This window comes from Nonomuraea sp. NPDC052129 (assembly GCF_040680095.1).
Classification (GTDB): Bacteria; Actinomycetota; Actinomycetes; order Streptosporangiales; family Streptosporangiaceae; genus Nonomuraea.
The window spans coordinates 1-22,812 of record NZ_JBFAVX010000003.1; the positions used below are offsets into that span (position 1 = coordinate 1).

Here is a 22,812-nt window from a genome sequence, read left to right on the forward strand (position 1 = left end):
GGACCTTCGACAAGCCCTATTCTCCCAGTTCAAAGGCACTTTTCTCATTTAAACGATCAGCTCTGGCCAAATTCGTCGTGAAAGCCCGAGGCTAGTGCGTGGCGGTGCAGCCCGCGACCGTCCGGAGAACTGGGGCGCGACTCGACCGCCGAACTCGTGCCGGACCAATAGGGCCGACCCGGCGTTGATGTAGAAATCCCCATGCGATCAGGTGTGGCGGGTTGGTGACGGTGAGGCCTCACGGGGGCGCCATCGTGTACCACCAGTTTGGTAGATTTCGGCTTGTGATCCATTGAAGTGCTCCGGCTCTGGTTAGAGGCCGTGCGGCCCTACCCGCGTGTCCCCGCTAATCCCCCTGATCACCGCCCCATTGGGCACGCAACGGGCACTCACGCCTGCTGGCGACGGCTTTACAGGGCGTCGCCCGTTTCGGTTTCCTACTGCGTCTGACCTGCGGTGCAGCCGTATGGTGGATGGCTGGCCTCAGAGATCATTCCGCACATGCTCCGGATCATGGAAGATGCGCATCCCGCGAGGCTGGTCCATGCCTCAGCTTGGAAGCAGACCGCAGCCACGTCGCTCGGTGAGTCGTGCTGAGGAACGAAGCACGGATCGTCGATCGCCCCCAGCAATCTACGACGGCGAACCACACCGTGGCGATCGTAAGGGCGGTATCTGTACGGCAGTGTGACAACGGCAAGGCCCGTCGGACACGCCGAAGCAGCATCTCCCATCATGGTTGTTGTGGATGAAGAGCGCCTAGCCGGCGGAAACAATGCGTTGGAGGTCGTGCGCGTTGGCGACACGGTGCGCCGCGCTCGTGATGGGGGCGCTGCATTCGCCTCCCGGATGCTGGCCTACCTGGAGTCCATCGGCTACCCGCATGCGCCGCACTACCTCGGTATCGACGAACACGGCCGGGACATACTGAGTTTCATCCCAGGCAACACCACCGACCATCCCACGCAGCGAGCACCCGGCGCATACGCCCTCGGGAGCCGGATGCTCCGTGACCTGCACGAGACAACCGCCGGACACGCCCTGGCAGCCGCCGCCGAGTGCGTCATCCATGGCGATCCCGGCCCGTTCAACACCATCTTTCAAAAGGGCCTGCCGGTGGCACTCATCGACTGGTCGTCGTGCCGCCCCGGCAACCGGCTCGACGATCTGGGCTACATGGCGTGGACCTGGTGCATCCAGTCCCAAGGCCGAGTGCCAATCAGTCAGCAGGCCGAGCATCTCCGTGAGCTACGCGACGGTTACGGCGACGTCGACTCCGAACATCTCCTGGAGGCGATAGTGCGTCGACAGACCAACATCGCTGACGTAGAGGCAGCAAACCTCAGCAATCCCAAGCTCACCCCCACCCGTCGCCGCCACGCCCAAGCCGCTATTGCCTGGGCCACAGCTGACCGCGAACTTGTCTTCCAGCACAAGGCGGTCCTGCTATCTGCACTGGAGTGAACCGCAGGCCATGAAGAGATGCGGCACCTCCGCTTCGCCCTCCACCCGATGGACGAGGGTCCGTCATGCCGACGATCGATAGCGCCTTCTTCGATGAGTGTCGGCGCGTCGTGGCGATCGTTAGGGCTGCATCTGTGCGGCGGCGTGGCGACCCCGGTCGGAGCGTTCGGTCAGTACGGCGCGGCAGGCGTGCGATGCCCGGCCCGGTGTCCCGCCGCCGTCCGGGACCGGCCCCCAGGCCGCACGCCCGGGCGGGCCTCGCTTGATGCTTGACACCTTGATCGTCTTCTGTGCCTGCTCGTGGCGTTGTCGGCGCTTCGGGGGAGGCTCAGGTGGCATTGGTGGAGTTGAGCGTCGTGGAGCAGCGCTATCGCGCGGTGATCGAGGTGTTGTCGGGGGCGAAGGTCACCGACGTGGCCGGCCGATATGGGGTCTCGCGGCAGTCGGTGCATGCCTGGGTGCGCCGGTATCGGGACGGCGGCTTGGCCGCGCTGGCTGACCGGTCGCATCGGCCGAAGGCGCATCCGATGCAGACCCCGGCCGCTGTCGAGGCGTTGATCTGTGAGCTGCGGCGCGCTCATCCGCGGTGGGGGCCGCGCACGCTGTTGTGGGAGCTGGGCCGGCGTGGGGTGGAGCCGTTGCCGTCGCGGGCGAGCATCTACCGGGTGCTGGTGCGCAACGGCCTGATCGAGGCGGTGGCGCGGCGGCGTAAGCGCGAGGATTACCGGCGCTGGCAGCGGCCCGAGCCGATGCAGCTGTGGCAGATGGACATCATGGGCGGGCTGCTGCTGGCCGACGGCAGCGAAGCCAAGCTGATCACCGGAGTGGACGATCATTCCCGGTTCTGCGTGATCGCCTCGGTGGTGGCCCGATCGACCGGGCGGATGGTGTGCGCCGCCTTCGCCGCGGCGATGCGCGCCTATGGGGTGCCGCTGGAGGTCCTGACCGACAACGGCAAGCAGTTCACCGGCCGCTTCGGCGGACCGAAGGCGGGCGAGGTGCTGTTCGAGCGGGTCTGCCGCGAGAACGGCATCACACTGCGTCACACCCCGCCGCGCACCCCCACCACCACCGGGAAGATCGAACGGTTCCATCAGAGCGTGCGCCGCGAACTGCTGGCCGAGGCGCTGCCCTTCGCCTCGCTCGAGGCCGCCCAGGCCGAGATGGACGCGTTCGCCGAGCACTACAACACCGCCCGCCCGCATCAGGCGCTGGACATGGCCTTCCCCGCCGACCGGTTCTTCGCCGAGCGCAGCCCCGGCCAGCTCGCGGCCGAGCGGGAACTGCCACTGCGCCTGCCCGCCGGCCTGACCACGGTGCCCGCTCCCGCTGCTGACGTTGCTGCTGACGTTGCTCCTGAGGCCCCTCCCGCTGCCGCACTGCCAGATCTCCCGGTCCCGGCCGTCCATCACCTTGATCAGCTCGAACGGCCCGAGCCCATCCAGACGAGCGTGCTCGATCTGCTCTCGCGCCAGGCGATCGAGGTCGATCGGGTTGTTCCTGCGTCGGGCAACCTGTCGATCGGCGGCCAGCAGCTCTGGCTCGGCCCCGACCGGGCGGGCATGCCGATCACCTTGTGGATCAGCACGCAACGGCTGCATGTGTTCACCACCGGCGGCGGTCGGCTCAAGAGCGTGGCCTCCCGGCTGACCGTCAAGGACCTGGCCGCACTGCTGGCCTCGGGACAGGCCCGCCCGGCACCGGACGCACCCGTCGGCGAGCCCGCGATCGCGGCGAGCGCCGTCGAGGTGGATCGGCAGGTCAGTTCGATCGGCACGATCAGTCTGGCCGGCCGGGCCCTGTGCATCGGCGCCCACCTGGCCGGCCGCCGCGTCGTCGTGCGCCTGGACGGCATCACCGCCCGTGTCATGGACGAGGAACGCCTGCTCTTGCGCGCTGTGGCCTGCCCGCTCCCGCTCGCCGAGTGCCTCACCCTGCGCAACGCCCGGCCCGCCGGACCACCGCCCGGCGCTTCGACCGAGCCCGTCACCGTCCAGCGGGTGGTCTGCAGCCGCGGCCACTTCCAGATCGTCGGCCAGAAGATCCAAGTCGGCCGGATCCACGCCCGCAAAATCCTGGACGTGACCGTGGACGACACCCACATCACCGTGCACGACAACGGCGAACCCATCCGCGTCGTCCCCCGAACCACCACCCAGGAGATCACCCGGATCAAGCCCCAGGCGCATACTAAGAAGCGAAAGATCGGCTAGGAGCGTCAAGCATCATCCGATGTCAAAGCGTCAAGCATCAAGTGGGGACTGTACGGTTTTCTGGACAGGCCCCTCCTGTCTCTGTTGTGACCAGGGCAAGGACGCCGTACGTCCTGAGTACCACCACAACCCGAAGCGACGTCGGCACTGCTGCGCCGTCGGCAAGTGCTGCAAGTCGCTGCCCTCAGAGTGGACGGTTCACGACGCGTACATGACGCTGCGGGCCGCGCTGAGCAACGCGGTGCGGGAGGAAACGCTCAGCCGCAACGTCGCGGCCAACGTCAAGATGTCGGTCCCCCGCAAGCGCAAGGTCAAGCCCTGGTCCGTCGAGGAGGCGCGGGCCTTCCTAAAGTCGGCACGCAAGAACGAGGACCCGATGTACCCGGCCTACGTCCTGGTGCTCGTCCTCGGCCTCCGGCTCGGCGAAACACTCGGGCTGCGCTCGGAAGACATCGATCTCGTCCAGGCCGAGATGACGATCGGCTGGCAGCTCCAGCGCGTCGCGGGCAAGCTGTTGCACCGCCGGACCAAGACCGACGCGTCCGACGCCACGCTGCCCTTCCCCGAGATCGTCACGACTGCCCTTCGCGCCCGTCAACAGGTACGGAACACCGCCCGGGAAGCCGCTGGGGACGACTGGCAGGAGACCGGGCTCGTCTTCACCACTGCCAGTGGCCGGCCAATCGAACCGTCCAACTTCCGGCGCAGCTTCGCGAACACCTGCGCAAAAGCAAGCGTTCGGAGAGTTCATGTTCACGCCACCCGCAAGACCTGCGCGTCCTTGCTCGTCGCCCTCGACGTCCACCCGCGTGTGGACATGCAGATTCTTCGTCACAGCCAGATCGCTGTAACGATGAACGTGTACAGCGAGGTTTCGTCCGAGGAGACACGCAATGCACTCAAGCGGCTCGGTGAACAACTCTCTGCATAGCTGAGGCGGCTGACTGCTGGTAGTCAGCCGCCTCAATTCATTGATCCGCTGTGAGGGGCGCGATGATGGCCGAATTGGAGATCAAGCCGAGTTGATCGATGTTGGAGCGGGTTGATCGCTGCGGTTGGGGACGCCCCTTGGCCCTGAGCCTCGCGGAGAGATTCCGATAGATAAGGTCAAGGTCCAGCACTTCGGGACCGTCCGAGATCCCGCCACGGAGAAGGTCAATCAACTCGCCAGTGAAAGAGGTGTAGCGCTCTCCCCCTGGTGACAATGCGACATTGTTGCCCGCTGTCGCGCTAATGAGGTAGGTGCCTTCTATTTCGGCGGCAGCGACCAAGTCGCCAGCTCCCATCGCCCCGAGCGCTCGCCCACTATAGCAGCAGTCCAACATGATCACTCGGCGACGGGCCGGGCAGTTGGTCACGAGTTCACGAACCCAATCGTAAGGAATTGTGGTGAAAGAAGAGAAGGGCCGACTGTCGACTATGGCGAGCGATAGACCACCGGAATACGACGAGACGAGACCATGGCACGAGATGTGGAGGAAGAGCGTATCTCTGGCCTCGGCAGCCGCTTCCTCCAAAGGGTTCAGCGCCTCTGCTGCAGTGCTTGGATCTAGTACCAGCGAGCTAGTTGAATGACTAAAGCTGCCTGTGATGGGATGGGTGAGCACCTCCCGCAGGTCCTGCATGCTGGCTTCGACCGCTGGCAGATCCGTGAGCACGGTGTACTTTGCCATACCGATGAACACGGCCCGAGACTGATCCGGGTCTGGGAGCAAAGGGCTACGCATAATGTGTTGCCGATCACGGCATTGTTCGCGGTCCGCTTCGCTGCCCAAACGGAGGTAAGCCGACCCGGTAAGGCGACCATCATCGGGTTGATCGGTACCGTGTGTGGCCGTCGGAAGGATGGTTTCCGTGACCGGAGCCTTGCGCATCTCCGTTACCGGAGAAATCGTGTCAAGGTTTGCGCGCGGTGGTATTTCGAGAATTGCGTAGGTCTCTTGTCGATCTGCTTCATCAGCAGCTAGCCAGAGTTGGTAGAACCGTTCGCCCTCCGTGTCAGGAATTAGCCCTGGATCAAGTCTGTGGGCCCGACGAGCCATGACCTGAACCAGACAAGACATCAAATCACAGTCTGGTACCCGGGCTCGGATGAAAACATCGTAGATCCGGGTGTGGCTGGGAGGGATCTTCAACAGCTTGTCTTCCCGGATATCAGCGCCCAAGACGCGCAAGCTAGGGCGTCCGGCGCGGCGCAACAGATCATGAAGGGCGTCATTGAGGTCTTTCAGCGGTCCGTCGGGCAGGGCTGGCTTCGCGAGGCGCCTGCCTACTACTGCCACGTCGCCTCCCTCGCGCTCATCCCTGCTTCACCGGTACTGCCCAGGCTGCCATTCGTTCCCGTTCGATGTTGTCAGATTGTGTTGTATGCCGTCTTCTCTCGTAGCAGTCCGTATAGAGCGACGATTGAGCGCGGACTCTGGAACCAGCCGAAAGGAGATCGATGGATACTCACGTGCCGTCCCAGCCCACCCAGCGACGTGCCCTCAAGCGGGCCATCCGGCGGCTCGGCCATGCTGCACTGTTCGCGGCCGTTCGAGGCTCGGCCTATGCGGCCGGCTCTGCGACCGTTGGATGGATCCTGTGGTGGCTAGCCCAGCACTGACCATTTCCATGTAGGAAGACCGGGACGGGTATCGCTCATGACCCATGACCAGGAGACCACAGGACCTGTGCGTCCTTGCTCGGTCGCCCTCGACGTCCACTCATGCGTGTCCACGCCGATCCTGCACCACTCGCAGGTCTCTGTAACTGTGCGTGTGTACAGCGAGGTCACAACTGAGGAGAAGCTCAGGCTCAGCAATCGACTGGACTCGTAGCTGTATTTATCAGCTGTACAAGATCAAAAAGGCCACTTCCGGATCATAGGAAGTGGCCTTCTACGTGCAGTGGAGCCTAGGAGATTCGAACTCCTGACTTCCTGCTTGCAAAGCAGGCGCTCTGCCAACTGAGCTAAGGCCCCTCGACGAAGATAGCTTACCGGCCCCCGACACCCATCTGCTGCCTACTCGGGTCTTCGCTCAAGATCAAGCCAGGGAAGTCGGCGATCGAGTCCAGGATGTGCGTGGCGCCTCCCTTGAGGAGTCGCTCCCTGCTGTGGACGCCGGTCATCACGCCGGCCACGATCGAGGCGCCGGCTCGGCGGCCGCAGAGCATGTCGCTTTCCGAGTCGCCGATGACCGCCACCTGTCGTACGTCCTCGATGCCGAGGCGGAGTACGGCGTGCAGGACCATGTCGGGCCAGGGGCGGCCGCGGCCGCCGGCGTCTTCGGGGCAGATGGCGAGGTCGATCTTGTCGTGCCAGCCGAGGACGCTGAGGACGCGGCTCAGGGTGACGCGGCTGAAGCCGGTGATCAGGGCCAGTTTCAGGCCGGAGCCGCGGAGCTTGTCGAGGACCTCGATGACTCCGGGCATGGGAACGAGACCTGCTCGGTCGAGCGCACCCTCGTATGAGCGCTCGAACGTCAGGTTCGCCGCCTGAGCCTGGGCCTCGTTGCCGGGGAAGATCCCTCGGAAGACATCGATCTTGGGACAGCCCCGGGACCGGTGCACGTGCACCATGGCACGCGCGTACGCGCCGGTCCCGGGGACGATGCCCTGAGTGGCTATCGCCTCGGCGAAAGCCCGCTCGACCATGGCGATGTCTCCGACTGTTGTGCCGGCCAGGTCCAGGCACGCCAGCTTTATCTGGACGACGTCATTCATCGCCTCGCCAGGTCGGTTAGTTCTCGCTGCCGGTGGCCTCGGTCCAGAGATCGAGCTCGGCGCGGTCAGCCTGCACCTTGCGCCAGACCAGCAGCCCCCCAAGGGCGATCAGCGCCAGAACGACAAGCTTCTTCACGGTGTGACCCCACTTCTTCGACGGCCTCACCTGCCGGGGTGAGACCCAACGGTTGACATGCAGCCTAGCAAGGGATGGCTGCGGTCCTTGTGTTGTGCACGAACCAGATGTACCGGATGTGCAAAGAACGAATGAACAACCCCAGGTGGGGCCGGTTATCCCGTCCCATCTCGGACACCAGGTAGATCATGTCAAACCGTAGCGGTTGCGGGTGGCCCAGCTCACGGCCGGGCCCATCGCGGCGCCGGCCGCCACGAACAGACCGCCGACCAGCAGCCACCCCAGCGTGCCGCCGCCGATGACGAGGGTGGTGAGGACGACCGGGCCGAGCATCCTGGCCACCGCCATCCCGGTCGCGAAGAAGCCCTGGTACTGGCCCTGCTTGTCCGCCGGAGCCAGGGCGAAGCCGATCTCCCAGGCGCCCGCCCCGAGCAGCATCTCGCCGTACGCCTGGAGCCCGGCCGCGGCGAGCAGGATCAGCCCGGCGAGCCAGGCCGACGAGCCGATGGCCGACATCGCGAACACCGCGCAGGCCGCCAGCATGACCAGGCCCGCGTACCGCACCGAGCGGGAGGCGTCGGCCAGGCCTCTGACCCGACGCGCGATCCGTACCTGGAAGAGCAGCACGCTCATCGTGTTGACCAGGAGCAGGGCCGAGACCAGCCAGGTCGGTGCCGTGGTGCGCTGGACGATCCAGAGGGGGACGATCAGGCTGAGCAGCGGCATGTAGAAGAGCATGACCGCGTTGATCAGCGTGATCACCGCGTACGGCCGGTCCCTGAGCACGGCCAGTTTCGGACCGGCGGCGGCGGGGACGGGGGCGACGGCAGGCAGCCGCAGCAGCAGGAGGGCGGCGGTCAGGAAGCTGACGGCGTCCACCGCGAACACGGCCAGGTACGCCTCCCGGGTGTCCACGTGCAGCGCGAACCCGCCCAGAGCGGCGCCCACCGCGAGGCCGCCGTTGATCGTGGACTGGAGTACGGCCCGGACCTCGGTGCGTTTGCCCGGCTCGATCAGTCCGGCCAGCAGCGCCTGGCGGGCCGCGGACAGGCCGGTCTGCGCGGTGCCGTACAGGCAGGCAGCCAGTACGAACAGCGCGAACGACCGCACGAACAGGAACGATGTGACCGCGACGGCGGTCGTCAGGGCCAGGAGGACGGCCACTCCGCGCGGCCCGCGGCGGTCGGCCAGGTGGCCGAGGGGGACGCCCGCGACGGTGCCGACTGCCCAGCCCAGCGTGAGCCCTAAGCCGATCTCCGTCGCCGACAGGCCGACGATCCTGGCGAAATAGAGCGCCGAGGTGACCAGGTAGGCGCCGTCGCCGATCGAGTTCGCCAGCTGCGCCTGTACGAGGAGCCGCCTGCTCGATCGCCTACTCGCCATCGTGGGTCCCGTCGTAGTCATTGTGCAGGTCCCGTCGCGGTGGGGAGTGGCACCGGGGGTCAGCCCTTGTACGACTCGGGCGTCATGCGGGTGGCCACGCCCATCCGGTTCCAGGCGTTGATCGTGGCGACGGCGACCACCAGCGCGGCGAGTTCCTGGTCGTCGAAGTGCTCGGCGGCCTGCTGCCAGATCTCGTCGGTGATGTCGTGGGTGGAGAGCCTGGTGGCGGCCTCGGTGAAGGCCAGGGCGGCGCGTTCCTGGTCGGTGAAGAAGGGGGCCTCCTGCCACACGGCCACGGCGTGCAGCCTGGCGTCGCTCTCGCCCGCTTGTTTGGCGTCGCCGCTGTGCATGTCCACGCAGTAGACGCAGCCGTTGATCTGGCTGGCGCGTAGGCGTACCAGCTCCAGGAGGGGTGCGGGCAGTGTGCTGTGCCGGACGTAGCGGTCGAGGCCGGCCATGGCTTTGTAGGCTTCTCCGGCGAGTTCGCCGAGGTTCATGCGCTGTGTCATGGCTCCAACCTAAGACCCATCTTGTCCCGATATAAGCTCCAATTTTCGGGTAAATGATTGGGCCAAGATGGATGTCCATGTAAGCCTTCATGGCCGGGGTGACCTGGCCGCACAGGTCTACCGGCAGCTGCTGGACGCGATCCTCGACGGCCGGCTCAGATCGGGCGAACGCCTGCCGCCGACCCGCGAGCTGGCCAGGCGGCTGGAGATCTCCCGGAACACGGTCGCGGTCGCCTACGACCGGCTGGTGGCCGACGGCTTCCTCGTCGGCCGGGCGGGCGCGGGCACGTTCGTCTCGGCGGAGCGGGTACGCACCAGGTCGGCGCCCCAGGGCGTCGTACGGCCCCGCGCCATCTGGCGGTCCATGGCCGCCGACTCACCGGCCGCCGGTCACGAGTACGACTTCCGTGTGGGCGTGCCCGATCCCCAGCTGTTCCCGATGGAGACGTGGCGCAGGCTGGTGGCCCGTGAGCTCCGTACCAGCCTCGCCGGATATGCCGATCCTTCCGGCCACGAAGCCCTAAGGGACGCCATCGCACGACATATAGGTATCAGCCGCTCCGTACGAGCCGGCGCCGACGACGTCCTGATCACCAACGGCGCCCAGCAGGCGCTCGACCTCATCGGCCGGGTGCTCATCGACCCCGGCGCCTGCGTGGCGGTCGAGGAGCCGGGCTACCCGCCCGCGCGCCGGCTGTTCCGTTCGCTGGGCGCCCGCGTGGCCGGGGTTCCGGTGGACGGCGAAGGCATCGACGTGACCGCCATCCCGAACGCCGCTCGGCTGGTGTACGTCACCCCGTCCCACCAGTTCCCGCTCGGCACCCCGATGTCGCTGGCTCGCCGCGCCGCGCTGCTGGCCTGGGCGGAACGGCGGCGCGGCGTGGTCATCGAGGACGACTACGACAGCGAGTTCCGCTTCGGCGACCGGCCGCTGGAGCCGCTCCAGAGCCTGGACCGGGCAGGGCGGGTCATCTATGTCGGCTCCTTCTCCAAGACGCTGCTGCCCATGCTGCGCCTCGGCTTCCTGGTGGCCCCCGCTTCGCTCATGCCCGCGCTGCGCACCGCCCGGCAGCTGAGCGACTGCCACGGCGAGTTGTCCACGCAGGCCGCGCTGGCCCGTTTCATCGACGAGGGCCTGCTGGCCAGGCACATCAGGAAGGCCACCCGCGAGTACGCCGCCCGGCACGCCCTCGTCGTCGACACCCTCGCCGGTGACGACCGCCTGCGTCTGGTCCCCTCGGTCGCGGGGCTGCACCTGTGCGCCCGCTTCTCCCCCGGGGTGTCCGTACGCCCGGCGCCCCGGCTCGCGCTGGAACGGCTCGACGCCTACTGCGGTGAGAGGCCCGTCCAGCAGGGCTTGGTTCTGGGGTACGGCGCAATCCAGCAGGCCGATATACCTGAGGGCCTGAACATCCTGAAGGACGCACTGGGCTAATGACCGTCTCGATCCCTGTGACGGTCTCTGGTGGCTGGGGTCCTTATGGGGAGATACCCCCTTCGGGGGACCGGGGGACCGGGCGGACACCCGACCCCGCTAGATGTGCTTGCGGCTCCAGAACCGTCGCGTGCGCTCCCCCGGCAGGTGCGGCTCGTCCGGTGGTGTCGGCTGCCGGACGATCACGACCGTCGTCTTGGCGTGCCGAGCGCAGTACATGCTCGTCGAAGGCAGGAACAACCGGCTGATCATCCCCCGCTTGCCCCGCCCCAGCACCAGCAGATCGCCCTCACGGGCCAGGTCGACGAGGTGATAGCCGGGGTCACCGACCCGGCCGACCACCGCCGTGGTGAGGTCGGCGGGCAGCCCACCGGCCACGTCGTCGAACACACCCGCGATCACCTCGTTGCACCGCGCCTCCTCCCCCGCCTTCATGGCGTGCTGCACGGGCAGCGCCTCGGGGAAGGGGTGTACCGGGGCCCGGCTGACGTGGACGGCGATCAGCGCCATCCGATGCAGCCGCGCGGCCCCGATGGCCCACGCCAGTGCCCAGCGCGAGGCCGGGGACTCATCCACCCCCACGATCAGCCTCGCTCCGCCGGGCAGGTCCTGATCCACCGCGACCCTCCTCGAAGAGGTACTCGACCATAGTGCGCCTCCGGCCCGGTTACCGGGAGGTGGCACTTTGCGAACTCTGGAGTCATTCGCGATCCCCGGCGTAGCATGCGTGGGTGGAACGTGGGTGGGTGCAACCCCGTCCCGCCCTCGACCGGCGGCTCGACGGGGCGCTGACGCACAGGCTCACCACTTTGGTGGCCACCACGGGCTACGGCAAGTCGATCGCGCTGGCGAGTTGGAGTGAGGCGGTCGGCGCGGTGCTCCACCGGCTGGGGCCCGCCGATCGCGACCTCACCACGCTGGCCGGCGCGCTGGTCTCGGCCCTCGCGGAGGTGGTTCCGGACCTGCCCGCCGAGCTCGCCGCCGCCGCCGAATCTCCGCTCGGGCCGGACGCCGACGAGCTGTCCAGGGCGGCGGCGCTGGCGGGCGCGCTGGCCGAGGCGCTGGCGGGGCGCCTGCGACGGGGACTCGCCTTAGTCTTCGACGGTATCGAGACGATCATCGGCGCGGCCGGCTCCATACGCTATGTCGAGACCCTGGTCCGGGCGGCCCCCCGCCACCTGCACGTGGTCACCGCATCACGGGCGCCGCTGCCGTTCCCCACCGCCCGCCTTCGCCAGGATCATGAGGTGCTCGACCTCGACGCGACCGACCTCGCGCTCACGATCGGCGAGACCACGGCCTGGGCGCGCGAGCGGCTGGGCGAGCCGGGGGCGGCGATCGCCGCCACGCTGCACGACGCCTGCGGCGGCTGGCCCGCCGCCGTGCGGGCCGCGCTCGACGCGCTCGCCCGCACCGATCCGGCCGCCTGGCCGAGTACAGCCGCGGGCCTGGCCGCCACCTCCGCCACGCTGGAGCGGCTCACGCTGTCGGCGTTCAATGACCTGCCCGCGGCGATGCGCGAGCTGCTGCGGGCGGCGACCGTGCTGCCCGTGCTCACCGACGACCTCGCCGCCGCGCTCGGTGCCCCGCCTGACACGCTGGCCTCGCTGACCAGCCGGGGCCTGTTCCTGGAGGCCGGCCACGACGGGCACCGGGCCGCCTCGACGGGCACTCAGCGCACAGCCGACGGACACGGGCCGGGCGCCCACCCGACGGCCGACGGACACAGGCTGCCCAGCGGATACCGGCTGACCGCCACCAGCGCCCACGTACTGGCCGCGCACGCGCCGCTCGACCGGCACGAGGCCCACGACACGGCCGCCGTCGCCGCCCGCTGGTACGTCGAGCACGACCAGCCCGAGCTCGCCCTGCGCGCCGCGGTCGCCACCCGGCACAGCACGCTCGTCACCTCGCTGCTCGGTGCGCACGGCCTGCGCCTGGCCGAGCGCGGCGACGACGTGGTGGCGGCGCTCGCCCTGCTGCCCGAGCCGATCAGGCAGGCGCCGGCGATGCAGCGGCTCGCGGGCATCGCCGAGCAGAACCGCGGCGACTGGACCCGAGCGCGCGACCTGCTCGCCCGCGCGGCGGCGACCTCGGTGTTCGACGCGTTTCTGGCCAGGCGGCTCGGCCTCATCGACCACCTGCGTGGCGACCTCGACTCGGCCATCGCCATCTACACCAAGGGCTTCGAGTACGGGCTGCCGCCGGCCGACGCGGCGATGTGCGCGGCCTCCACCGCGTCGGTGCTCTGGCTGAAGGGTGACCGGGCGGGCTGCGCCGAGCTGGCGGACCGGGCGCTGGAGCTGGCCAGCGCGGTGGGCGATCCGGGCGCCCTGGCCGCGGCCAACACCGTGCAGGCCATGCTCGCCTCGCTCGACGGCGACCGGCGGGCCAACGACGCCTATTACCTGCGCGCGCTGGAGTACGCCGAGCGGGCCGGGGACGTCGTCCAGCTCATCCGCATCCGGGCCAATCGCGCCTCCTGTCACCTCGACGAGGCCGCCTACACCAGGGCGCTGGCGGAGGTCGAGATCGCGGCCAGGCTGTCGGATCTGGTGTCGTTCGCCCCGTACGCCGCGCTGAACGTCGCCAACCGGGCCAAGGCGCTGATCGGGCTCGGCCGGCTGGAGGAGGCGGCGATCGACGCCGCGGACGCGGCGGCCAGGTGGGAGGCGATGGGGTCGCGGTTCGTCGGATATGGGCTGATCCGGCTGGCCGACATCCAGGTGCTGCGCGGCGACCGCAGGTCGGCGATGGCCATCTACCGGCGGATCATCGCGGACGCCGGCGCGTCCGGCGAGGTTCAGGAGCTGTCCAACGCCCTGAACAAGCTGGCCGTCCTGCTCACGGACGACGATCCCGACGAGGCGGCCCGCGTGGCCGCGCGGGCGCTGAAGCACGCGGAGGGCATCGCCGGGGTGGACGCCAGGCTGGTCGCGGCCCGCGTCGCGCTGGCGGCCGGGAGATATGACGAGGCCAGGGCGCTGCTGTCCGAGGCCGAGTCCGCCGCCGTGCGCCGCAGGGACCACGCGGCGCGGGCCGCGATGGTGGAGCTGCGAGCCGAGCTCGACGGCGACTCCCGGCTGGCCGACGAGGCCGTGCGTCAGTGGTCGGCGCTCGGCGATCCGATCGGCCGGGCCAGGGCCGAGCTGGTCAGGGCCGCGCTGGGCGACGCGGTGCCCGGCAGGGAGATCGCGCATCAGGTCAGGAGCCGCATGCACGCGATCGGCTGCCGGGTGCTCGATGCCCGGATCGACGCGCTGGTCGGCCGGTTCACGCCGGTGGCGGAGGCGCGCGTGCGGGTCGAGACCATGGGAACGTTCCGAGTCCTGCGCGGCGCGGTGCCCGTCGCTCGTACCGCCTGGCAGTCGCGCAAGGCTCGCGACCTGCTGAAGATCCTGGTCAGTCGCCGGGGCGCGGCGATCGGCAGGGAGCGGCTGGTGGAGATCCTCTGGCCGGAGCAGCAGGGCGACGCGATCGGGCTGAAGCGGCTGAACGTGATGGTGTCGACGCTGCGAGCTGTGCTCGATCCGGACCATGTACGTCCGGCGGACGAGTTCGTCGTCTCCGACGAGGGCGCGCTGCGGCTCGATCTGGCCAACGTGGACGTCGACGTGGAGGGCTTCCTCGATCTGGTGGGCTCGGCCGGGCAACTGGATCAGGCGGGCCGGGCGGCGGAGGCGCTGGCGCGGTGGGCGGAGGCCGAGGCGTCCTACGGGGGCGACTTCTGCGAGGAGGATCCGTACGCCGACTGGGCCGTGGGACTGCGGGAGGAGGCGCGGCTGGCGTACGTGCGGGCGGCCGCCAGGCTCGCGACGGCGCGGGCGGGCGAGGGGCGGCACGACGAGGCGGCTCGCTACTGGCTGCGCCTGCTCGAACGCGACCGCTACGACGAGCGCGCCCACCTCGGCCTGGTGCGAGTGCTGGACGCGGCGGGCCGGCGCGGCGACGCGCGGCGACGCTACGCCCTGTACGCCGAGCGGATGCGCGAGCTGGAGGTCGAGCCCGCCCCCTACCCCACCTGAGCGGCCTGCCCCCAACCCCCTGAGCAGCCCCTCTCCGGCCCACCTGAACCTGGCCTGAACCGGTCGGGGAGATGGTGCCGAAATGAGGACGGTCATCGTACGGCTGGTCGAGCCTGAGCAGTCCGGCGGCCAGCTCCGCGGGCTGCTCGAAGAAGTCGGTGGGGAACCGGTGCCGTTCAGCGGGAGCGAGGCGATCGTCGACCTGCTGCTCTCCGCCGCCGGTTTGACCCGAGATCAGCCCTGAACCTCCCGCGAACCTCGTTCACCATCATCGAGGGTGAGAGGAGGCACGATGAGCGAGCAGCTGGGGAGCACATGGCCGTTCGTCGGGCGAGGGGGCCAGCTGGCGACCGTACGGGAAGCACTGCGGTCGCGGGCGGGCGTGATGATCGCCGGAGACGCCGGGGTGGGCAAGAGCAGGCTGGCGGCGCAGGCGCTGTCCGGCCTGGAGGGGTACGGGGTGGTTCGGGCGCTGGGTACGGAGACGGCGGCCGCGATCCCGTTCGGCGCCTTCGCCCACGCGCTGACCGAACCGCCCAGCAGCGGGGAGAACCTGCTGCGCTGGGCCGCGCGGCACCTGGGGATCAGCGCGGGGCGGGACGAGCTGCTGGTGAGCGTGGACGACGCGCACCGGCTCGACGCGGCCTCGGCGGCGCTGGTGCACCACCTGGCGGAGAGCGGCGCCGCCAGGCTGCTGGTCACGGTGCGCAGCGGTGAGCCGCTGCCCGCGCCGGTCGCCGCGCTGTGGAAGGACGAGCTGCTCCGCCGGGTCGAGCTGCCGCCCCTGACCGTGGCCGAGGTCGGGAAGGTGCTGGAGGGGGCGCTCGGCGGGGAGGTAGCCGGACAGACCGTCAGGCACCTGGCCAGGGTCAGCGAGGGGAACGTGCTCTACCTGCGCGAGGTTGTGCACGCCGGCCGTACCTCGGGATGTCTGACCGAGACCGACGGGCAGTGGCGCTGGCAGGGCGAGCTGTCGATGACCACCCGGCTGCGCGAGCTGGTCGACGCCAGGATCGGGCACCTCGACCAGGAGGAGCGGGAGGTGCTGGAGCTGGTGGCGTTCGGCGAGCCGCTCGGCACCGATCTGCTGGTCTCGCTCACCTCACCGATCGCGGTGGAGCGAGTCGAGGACCGCGGGCTGATCGTGGCCGTACGCGACGTGCAGCGGGAGCATCTGCGGCTCGGCCACCCCCTCTATGGCGAGGTGGTACGCGGCGGCTGCGGCACGCTGCGGACCCGGCGGCGGCTGCGGATGCTCGCCGAGGCACTGGAGGCGAGCGGGCTGCGGCGGCGCGAGGACGTGCTGCGCGCGGCCGTGTGGCGGCTCGACAGCGGCTCGACCACCGATCCGGACATGCTGCTCGTCGCTGCGCGGCTGGCCTGGGCCAGGCAGGATCCCCGTCTGGCCGCGCGGCTGGCCAGGGCGGCGATGGACGCGGGACCGAGCGTGGCCGCGGTCGCGCTGCTTGGCGAGTCGCTCATGGTGCTCGGTGACGCCGACACCGCGCTGACGGCGCTGCGGCAGACGGCACCGGCGGTGGTCACCGAGAGCGAGCGCGCGCAGCACGCCATCAGCCTGGGTCTCAACCACGCCTGGGCGGGCTCGCTCACCGAGGCGTGCCGGGTGCTCGGCGAGGCGGCTCGTACGCTCACCGACTCGGCCTGGCAGCAGGAGGCGCACATCTACCTCGGCGTCGCCGAGTTCTGGGCGGGCCGCACCACCCGAGCCGTCGAGTCGCTCGAACGGGCTCGCGCGTGCACGCCGATCACCGTGCGCGGCGCTGCGCACCTGGCCGCGCTCGACTCGTGGACCAGCGCCTACTCGGGACGGACCGAGCACACCATCGCGGTCGTCGAGCAGGCCCTGGCCGGGGTGGACGGCTGGGGGGACGAGACGCCGCACGCGCTGCCGACGATGCTCGACGCGCGCTGCGCGGCCGAGACGTTCGCCGGGCGGCTGGACGCGGCGGAACGCACCGCCGATTACGGCATGGAGCTGGCCGCCGCCGAGCTGTCGGTCTCCGGGTTCGGGGCGTTCCGCGCGCTGGTCAGCAGGCTGCGGGGCGATGCCGAGGGCGCCGTACGCTGGAGCCGCGACGACGCCGCCGGGCTGTACGACCGCTCGCCGTACCGGGGGCGGTGCCTGGCCGAGCAGGCGCACGCTTTGGCGCTGCTGGGCAGGACGGCGGAGGCGCGCGACCTGCAGGCCGAGGCCGAGGAGCTGGCCTCCCGATGGGCGTTCACCCGCTATCCGACGCTGCAGGCCGCCGTGTGGGTGGCGGCGGCCGGCGGGGACCTGGACGAGGCGGTACACCTGTGCCTGTCGGCGGGCGACGCCGCGGAGAAGCACGAGCAGTCGGGGCATCTGATGTTCGCGCTGCACGACCTGGTGCGGCTGGGGGTTCCCGCGCTGGCCGCTGACCGCCTGTCCGCGCTGGCCGAACGGGTGGACGGGCACCTCGCCGGGCTCCTGGCCCGGCACGCGCGGGCCACCGGCGACCCCGACGAGCTGCGTGCGGTGGCGGCCGGGTTCGAGCGGCTCGGGATGATTCTTTACGCCGCCGAGGCCACCGCCCAGGAGTCCGCCGCCTACCGCGCGATGGGCAGGGGCGCTCTGGCCAAGGGGGCGCAGACCAGGGCGTGGTCGCTGGCCAGGCGCTGCCCGGGGGTGTCGACGCCCGCGCTGGTCGAGCTGGCCACTCCCGAGCTGACGCCGCGCCAGCGGGAGATCGTCCAGCTCGCGGCGGCCGGCCTGACGAACCGGCAGATCGCCGCCCGGCTCACGGTCTCCACCCGGACGGCCGCGAACCACCTGCAGGCCGTGTACGAGAAGCTCGGCGTCAACGACCGTGCGGAGGTGGGCCGGTTACTCGCCTCACTCTGAATAGGTCGTTCGCTAGACCAGTGCCAGCAGGCCGTCGTGGAACAGCGCGCGTTCCTCCTCGGTGATCGCGCCGTACGGCTCGGCGGCCCGCCGGTTGGTCTCCCGTTCGATCCGGTCGCGCAGCGGCCCCGGCCCGAGCACGACGATCTCGCCGGCTGTGAGGCCGGCGGCCCGCCAGGCGGCGGCGTGCGAGTCGGCGCGGTGGTAGCGCAGCGCGGCGAGCCGGTTGAACAGCAGCACACCCGCCGGCGTGCCCACCGGTTCGTACGGCGGCGCCATCGCGGCGAAGGCGCCACCGGGATCCGCTCCGGCCGCGCCGGTCACCCGTCCGGCCAGGTCGGCGAGCGTCTTGAGGTCGCGGCCCGCCCAGATCCGCTCGGTGGTGGCGGCGTGCGCGGCGTAGAGGCCGTCGATGAACGCCAGCGCCTTGGCCGTCGCCCGCAGCGCGCCGTCGCCGTCCTCCTCCAGCATGCCCAGGTCCAGGTGATCCTGGATCTCGGCGTCGAGCTCGGCCGCGTCGCCGTACCGGTAGATCGTGGCGAGCGAGCGGCGGCTCAGCGGGCGGAGGGGGAGCGTGAAGCGCAGGTCGATCAGGAAGCCGGGCAGCAGTCCCGCGTCCTGCGCGCGAGCCGAGGCATGCACGTTCACGTGGACCGCGCCGATGACGGGACCCATGGTCGCCGCATAATCCGCCAGGTCATGTAATTTCGGCATTGAGCGCCATTATGCCGGGGGAGAAGCGGTCGTGTCGGCCGATGGCGCGCGGCCAGTGGCTCCGAGTCGGTCGGCGGCGCACGCCGCCGGTTGCTTCGCGTTGCTCGGCGAGGCGTGCTCACGCAGGTGACATGATCTCGTAGAGGTTGCGGACCGCGTCGGTGAAGAACAGCCCGCGCGGGCAGAGCGGGTGGTCGATCCGTCCGTTGTCGGGGGTCGCGGGGTGGTTCCCGTACGGCACGCCGCGCTCCTGGATGCGGGCCAGGATCTCGTCGAACGTGGCCGGATCGACGTCGAACCCGAAGTGATGCCCCTCAGGATTCTCGACGGTCATGTAGTCGAGCGTGAGCCGCTCGTCGACCCGCACGGGGGCGAAGTGCCCGCGGGCCCCCATAGGCGGCAGGCGCTCGAGCCCCATGATGTCGGCAAAGAAGTCGGCCTCCCGGTTGTTGTCGGCCGCGGGGACGATCGTGTGGTTAAGGGATACAGTCACGCCGGCTCCTTCTCCTCGATGGCTCCGTGCAGGAACACCTCGACCAACTGGCTGGTGGACAGGACGGCCGACCGGGTGAACAGCAGGCCCAGGAAGACCTTGCTCACCTGCGCGGCGGGCAGCCGCAGCGCCGCCTCGTCCGGTTCGAACAGGTCGGCGACCGCGTCCCCGATCAGCTCCATGGACGCCTCGCGGCTGCCCGGCTGCGGGCGGCCGCCTCGCTCACCGCCCCGGTGGCCGCTGGAATGCAGGGCTCCGGCCACGGCGCCCATCCGCTCCAGGTGGGCGCCGAGCGCGTCGGCCGCCTCGGCGAGCCGGTCGGCCAGCGGCTGGTCGAGCGAGATGGAGGCGAGCTCCGTGACCACGTGGTCGGGCCGCATCGCCTCGACCATGCAGGCGTCGAGCAACTCGTCCTTGTCGGCGAACACACGGAAGACAGTGGCCTCACCGATGCCCGCCGCCCTGGCGATCTTGCTGGTGGTGACGGCGGTGCCGTACTCGGCCACCAGGGGGAGGGCGGCGGCGATGATCATCGCGCGGCGCTCCTCCGGGCTCATTCCCGGCGCCCTGCGCCGGACTGGGTTCTCACTCATGCGGACCACGCTACGGAGTGAATACTCACTCCGTCAATAGAGGAGTGAGTATTCACTCCGATACTTGATCCTGGGGCGGCCAACGGCCATGGCATGATGACGGCACTGTGACCGCCGGTCTGCCCTTCCGCCTCGCCCGCGCCTCGGCCTTCGCCGCGGTGTGCCTCGGGCTGGGCGTCGCGGCGCACGCGTTCGGCGGTGGCACGGTCGGAGCGCCGGCCATGGGCATCGCGCTGGGGCTGTCGTTCGCGGCGGCCTTCCCGCTGTCGGGGCGCGAGCGGACGATGGGTGCGATCCTGCCGCTGCTCGGCGGGCTCCAGGTGGTCATGCACCTGCTGTTCTCGCTGGCCCACGCCGCCTCACCGATCGCGGCGATCGGTCACGCGCACTCGGGCCTGGTGCCGGGTCTCGGCATGCTGGTCGCGCACGGCTGGGCGATCGGGCTGACCGCCCTGTGGCTGGCGCGTGGCGAGGCACTGCTCTGGGGGCTGCTGCGCCGTCTGGCCATACGGCTGCTGGTCGTGCTGCTGCCCGTCATCCGGGCGCCGTTCCAGGCTCCGTGTACGGCGGAGCCACCGGTCTTCCGCTCGGCCGTGCTGCGGCACGTGGTCTCCGGGCGGGGTCCGCCGATGGTCATCGAAACCAGCTGACCCCTTTTCGCTGACCTCTTTTCGCTGACCTCTTTTCGATGACCACGCCCGGCAGGGCGCGCTTCGGCGTGCCGTCCCGGGTTGAGAAAGGCATTCCCTCATGTTCTCTCGCCATGCCCTGCTGCTCGCCGCCGCCACTGCCTTGGCGCTCACGGGCTGCGGCTCCGCGCAGGTCGCCGCCGTACCGGCCAAGCAGTCCCCCGCCGCCGCCGAGCAGTCCTCCGCCGTGGCCCTCACCATCACCGACCCCTGGGTGAAGACCGCGAAGAAGGGGATGAGCGCCGCCTTCGGCACGCTGGTCAACAACACCGATGCCGAGGTGACGATCGTCTCCGGCGCCTCGCCGCTGTCCCCGAAGATCGAGCTGCACGAGGTCGTGGAGTCCGGCGGCAAGATGATCATGCGGCCCAAGGAGGGCGGCTTCGTCATCCCCGCGCACGGCACGCACGAGCTGCGGCCCGGCGGCGACCACATCATGCTGATGGGCGTCGCGCAGGAGGTGCTGCCGGGCGCCCGGATCCCGTTCACGCTCACCGTCAAGGGCGGCAAGCCGCTGGAGTTCACCGCGATCGGCAAGGACTTCGCCGGTGGCAAGGAGGACTACCAGCCCGGCATGGGCCACAAGTGATCAGCCGCCGGGGTCTCATCGCCGGAGGGGCTCTGACGGCCGTCGGTGCCCTCACCACACCCCCCGCGCAGGCCACCGTCGCCGTCGAGCCCTTCCACGGCGCCCACCAAGCCGGAATCGCGACGCCTCCGCAGGCGTACGCCGTCTTCGTCGGCCTCGACCTGTCGCCGGACAGCGACAAGGATACCGTCGTACGGCTCCTCCAGCTGCTGACCGACGACGCGCGCCGCCTCACCCAGGGGCGGCCCGCGCTGGCCGACACCGAGCCGGAGCTGGCCGCGACGGCCGCCCGGCTGACGATCACGTTCGGCTTCGGTCCGGGGCTGTTCGCGGCGGTGAAGGCGGAGTCACCGGTGGCTCCGCTGCCGTCGTTCACGATCGACAAGCTGGACAAGCGATGGAGCGGCGGCGACCTGCTGGTGCAGATCTGCGCGGACGACGGGGTCACCGTCGCCCACGCGCTGCGGATGATCGTCAAGGACGCCCGCGCGTTCGCCAAGGTCCGCTGGATCCAGCGTGGCTTCCAGAGCGCGACGCGGCGCAACCTGATGGGCCAGGTCGACGGCACGATCCAGCCCGCCGACCTGGACCGGGCCGTGTGGATCTCCCAAGGACCCGCGTGGCTGCGCGGCGGCACCACCCTGGTGCTGCGGCGCATCCGCATGAGCCTGGAGTCCTGGGACGCGGCCGACCGGGTGGCCAGGGAGTTCACGATCGGCCGCCGTCTCGACACGGGCGCCCCGCTGACCGGGCGGGCGGAACGCGACGAGGCGGACTACCGCCAGGTGAACAAGCTCGGCTTCCCGATCATCTCCGAGTACGCCCACATCAGGCGGGCGCACGTCACAGACCCGGGACTGCGTATCCTGCGCCGTCCCTACAACTACGACGAAGGGCTCACTCCGGACGGCAAACCGGACTCCGGGCTGCTGTTCGCCTCCTACCAGGCGGACATCGACCGGCAGTTCCTTCCCATCCAGCGCAATCTGGCCAAGGGCGACCTGCTGAACGAGTGGATCACACCCGTCGGCTCGGCCGTCTTCGCCATCCCACCGGGCTGCGCACCCGAGGGCTGGATCGGAGACGGCCTGCTCAAGTGACCTGCGAACCAGGCAGGCAGGAGGGCGGGCGGCCCGAGGCGGGCCAGACGTAGTCCAGGTCGTCGGGCTCGTCGCCGAACAGCGGCCGGTAGAAGCCGGGCGCCTTGCGCAGCAGGGCGGAGCGGTGGCTGAGATGGAAACCGGCGTCGCCCAGCCACGGCGGCAGCTCGCCGTCCGCCTCCAGGCACCCCTGGGAGCGGACGGCGGTGCTGCCGCAGCGCTCGGCCAACTCCCTGGTCAGGGTGTCGGCACAGGTGTCGGCGCGGCCGGTGGCGCACCACCGGCCGCACACGTCGAGCCCGTACCGCACCAGGGCCTCCTCGTAGCCCGCCCACATGCGCACCGCCGGGTGATGCCGCCAGCCGTAGCCGGGGATCGTCAGGGCGCGCAGGATCTGCAGGGCCTCGACCCGCTGCTTACCCAGCCGCAGCGGGTCGAGGACCGCCGCGGTGCGCGCGAAGTCGGGATAAGGCAGGAACGTCTGCACAGCTGCCCCGTGGTCGCCTCATGCCCACCGGCTACCCATGGCGGCTCGCGATCAACCTAGAGTGGAGCCGTGCTTCCCGACCTGATCAAGCAGCTCACCGAGTCGGACCTGCCGCGCCACCACTGGCGCGGCGACGACGAGCGCGGCGGCCTATGGCTGTTCGAGACCGTCGAGGGCGAAGGCGAGCACTGGGCGGTCAGACAGATCGAGATCGGACCCGACCGCGCCGCGCACCGCTACTGGTGGCGCCACCTGCAGGACGAGCACGGCTTCCTCACCGAGCAGGCCGTGGAGATCTGGGAGCTGACCGAGATCACCGGAGCCGCCTTCGAGGCCGTGTGGGAGGCGGCCGGGTAACATCCGCGTCGGGAGGTAGCCAGGTGACACCCGTGT

Annotated in this window: 21 protein-coding genes and 1 tRNA gene; 11 read left to right on the top strand and 11 right to left on the bottom strand. The window is 69.9% G+C overall.

The window, feature by feature from the left end; genetic code table 11:
* Window positions 1-735: 735 nt before the first annotated feature.
* The 3 genes from AB0L53_RS07780 (at window position 736) to AB0L53_RS07790 (ending at window position 4,608) form a co-directional block, all read left to right on the top strand.
* Complete coding sequence (locus tag AB0L53_RS07780; RefSeq protein WP_363991941.1) at window positions 736-1,464, top strand: phosphotransferase; 729 nt, start codon at window positions 736-738, stop codon at window positions 1,462-1,464.
* Window positions 1,465-1,796: 332 nt separating this feature from the next.
* Window positions 1,797-3,677 (top strand): IS481 family transposase, encoded by a 1,881-nt coding sequence (locus AB0L53_RS07785; protein WP_363991943.1) that lies wholly within the window; start codon window positions 1,797-1,799, stop codon window positions 3,675-3,677.
* A 211-nt stretch (window positions 3,678-3,888) separates the two neighbouring features.
* Window positions 3,889-4,608 (top strand): tyrosine-type recombinase/integrase, encoded by a 720-nt coding sequence (locus tag AB0L53_RS07790; RefSeq protein WP_363991945.1) that lies wholly within the window; start codon window positions 3,889-3,891, stop codon window positions 4,606-4,608.
* Window positions 4,609-4,645: 37 nt separating this feature from the next.
* Here AB0L53_RS07790 and AB0L53_RS07795 read toward each other — a convergent pair whose 3' ends face one another.
* From AB0L53_RS07795 to AB0L53_RS07820, 6 genes are all read right to left on the bottom strand, one after another.
* On the bottom strand, window positions 4,646-5,959 hold the full coding sequence (locus AB0L53_RS07795) for a hypothetical protein (protein WP_363991947.1): 1,314 nt from the start codon (window positions 5,957-5,959) through the stop codon (window positions 4,646-4,648).
* A gap of 607 nt (window positions 5,960-6,566) precedes the next feature.
* Window positions 6,567-6,639: transfer RNA gene (locus AB0L53_RS07800), tRNA-Ala, on the bottom strand.
* Window positions 6,640-6,653: 14 nt separating this feature from the next.
* On the bottom strand, window positions 6,654-7,382 hold the full coding sequence (locus tag AB0L53_RS07805) for an HAD-IA family hydrolase (RefSeq protein ID WP_363991948.1): 729 nt from the start codon (window positions 7,380-7,382) through the stop codon (window positions 6,654-6,656).
* A gap of 16 nt (window positions 7,383-7,398) precedes the next feature.
* Window positions 7,399-7,518: a DLW-39 family protein gene (locus AB0L53_RS07810; RefSeq protein WP_214635294.1), complete on the bottom strand. Its 120-nt coding sequence runs from the start codon at window positions 7,516-7,518 to the stop codon at window positions 7,399-7,401.
* 186 nt (window positions 7,519-7,704) lie between these two features.
* Window positions 7,705-8,901: an MFS transporter gene (locus AB0L53_RS07815; RefSeq protein ID WP_363991951.1), complete on the bottom strand. Its 1,197-nt coding sequence runs from the start codon at window positions 8,899-8,901 to the stop codon at window positions 7,705-7,707.
* Window positions 8,902-8,960: 59 nt separating this feature from the next.
* A complete protein-coding gene (locus tag AB0L53_RS07820; RefSeq protein WP_363991953.1) occupies window positions 8,961-9,410 on the bottom strand; it encodes a carboxymuconolactone decarboxylase family protein in 450 nt (149 codons plus the stop codon).
* Window positions 9,411-9,477: 67 nt separating this feature from the next.
* Here AB0L53_RS07820 and AB0L53_RS07825 point away from each other — a divergent pair, with 67 nt between their 5' ends.
* The gene (locus tag AB0L53_RS07825; protein ID WP_363991955.1) at window positions 9,478-10,845 is read left to right on the top strand and encodes a PLP-dependent aminotransferase family protein; all 1,368 of its coding nucleotides are present in this window, start codon (window positions 9,478-9,480) and stop codon (window positions 10,843-10,845) included.
* 99 nt (window positions 10,846-10,944) lie between these two features.
* Here AB0L53_RS07825 and AB0L53_RS07830 read toward each other — a convergent pair whose 3' ends face one another.
* Window positions 10,945-11,463, bottom strand: a complete 519-nt coding sequence (locus AB0L53_RS07830; protein ID WP_358534255.1) for a universal stress protein — start codon at window positions 11,461-11,463, stop codon at window positions 10,945-10,947.
* 113 nt (window positions 11,464-11,576) lie between these two features.
* Between AB0L53_RS07830 and AB0L53_RS07835 the strand changes: the two genes are divergently transcribed.
* From AB0L53_RS07835 to AB0L53_RS07845, 3 genes are all read left to right on the top strand, one after another.
* Window positions 11,577-14,870 carry a BTAD domain-containing putative transcriptional regulator gene (locus tag AB0L53_RS07835; protein ID WP_363991957.1) on the top strand — a complete coding sequence of 1,098 codons (3,294 nt, stop codon included), beginning with the start codon at window positions 11,577-11,579 and terminating at the stop codon, window positions 14,868-14,870.
* An 82-nt stretch (window positions 14,871-14,952) separates the two neighbouring features.
* On the top strand, window positions 14,953-15,114 hold the full coding sequence (locus tag AB0L53_RS07840) for a hypothetical protein (protein ID WP_358430534.1): 162 nt from the start codon (window positions 14,953-14,955) through the stop codon (window positions 15,112-15,114).
* A gap of 48 nt (window positions 15,115-15,162) precedes the next feature.
* Window positions 15,163-17,754, top strand: a complete 2,592-nt coding sequence (locus AB0L53_RS07845; protein WP_363991959.1) for a LuxR C-terminal-related transcriptional regulator — start codon at window positions 15,163-15,165, stop codon at window positions 17,752-17,754.
* 12 nt (window positions 17,755-17,766) lie between these two features.
* Here the strand turns inward: AB0L53_RS07845 and AB0L53_RS07850 are convergent, their stop codons facing one another.
* The 3 genes from AB0L53_RS07850 to AB0L53_RS07860 all read right to left on the bottom strand — a co-directional run bounded on the left by AB0L53_RS07850 (window position 17,767) and on the right by AB0L53_RS07860 (window position 19,554).
* A complete protein-coding gene (locus AB0L53_RS07850) occupies window positions 17,767-18,468 on the bottom strand; it encodes a hypothetical protein (RefSeq protein WP_363991961.1) in 702 nt (233 codons plus the stop codon).
* 118 nt (window positions 18,469-18,586) lie between these two features.
* Window positions 18,587-18,961, bottom strand: coding sequence for a VOC family protein (locus AB0L53_RS07855; protein WP_363991963.1), 375 nt, complete (start codon window positions 18,959-18,961; stop codon window positions 18,587-18,589).
* Window positions 18,958-19,554: a TetR/AcrR family transcriptional regulator gene (locus AB0L53_RS07860; RefSeq protein ID WP_363991965.1), complete on the bottom strand. Its 597-nt coding sequence runs from the start codon at window positions 19,552-19,554 to the stop codon at window positions 18,958-18,960. Before AB0L53_RS07860 ends, AB0L53_RS07855 begins: the two co-directional genes overlap by 4 nt.
* 107 nt (window positions 19,555-19,661) lie before the next feature.
* Here AB0L53_RS07860 and AB0L53_RS07865 point away from each other — a divergent pair, with 107 nt between their 5' ends.
* The 3 genes from AB0L53_RS07865 to AB0L53_RS07875 all read left to right on the top strand — a co-directional run bounded on the left by AB0L53_RS07865 (window position 19,662) and on the right by AB0L53_RS07875 (window position 21,932).
* A complete protein-coding gene (locus tag AB0L53_RS07865; protein WP_363991967.1) occupies window positions 19,662-20,204 on the top strand; it encodes an MFS transporter in 543 nt (180 codons plus the stop codon).
* 100 nt (window positions 20,205-20,304) lie between these two features.
* Window positions 20,305-20,832, top strand: coding sequence for a copper chaperone PCu(A)C (locus AB0L53_RS07870; RefSeq protein ID WP_363991969.1), 528 nt, complete (start codon window positions 20,305-20,307; stop codon window positions 20,830-20,832).
* Window positions 20,829-21,932: a Dyp-type peroxidase gene (locus tag AB0L53_RS07875; RefSeq protein WP_363991971.1), complete on the top strand. Its 1,104-nt coding sequence runs from the start codon at window positions 20,829-20,831 to the stop codon at window positions 21,930-21,932. The genes AB0L53_RS07870 and AB0L53_RS07875 overlap by 4 nt, the downstream gene beginning before the upstream one ends.
* Here the strand turns inward: AB0L53_RS07875 and AB0L53_RS07880 are convergent.
* On the bottom strand, window positions 21,925-22,419 hold the full coding sequence (locus AB0L53_RS07880) for an MSMEG_6728 family protein (RefSeq protein WP_363991972.1): 495 nt from the start codon (window positions 22,417-22,419) through the stop codon (window positions 21,925-21,927). The genes AB0L53_RS07875 and AB0L53_RS07880 overlap by 8 nt on opposite strands.
* Window positions 22,420-22,488: 69 nt before the next feature.
* On the opposite strand from AB0L53_RS07880, the gene AB0L53_RS07885 reads away from it, so the two are divergent.
* Window positions 22,489-22,776 carry a hypothetical protein gene (locus AB0L53_RS07885; RefSeq protein ID WP_357938225.1) on the top strand — a complete coding sequence of 96 codons (288 nt, stop codon included), beginning with the start codon at window positions 22,489-22,491 and terminating at the stop codon, window positions 22,774-22,776.
* Window positions 22,777-22,812: the final 36 nt, after the last annotated feature.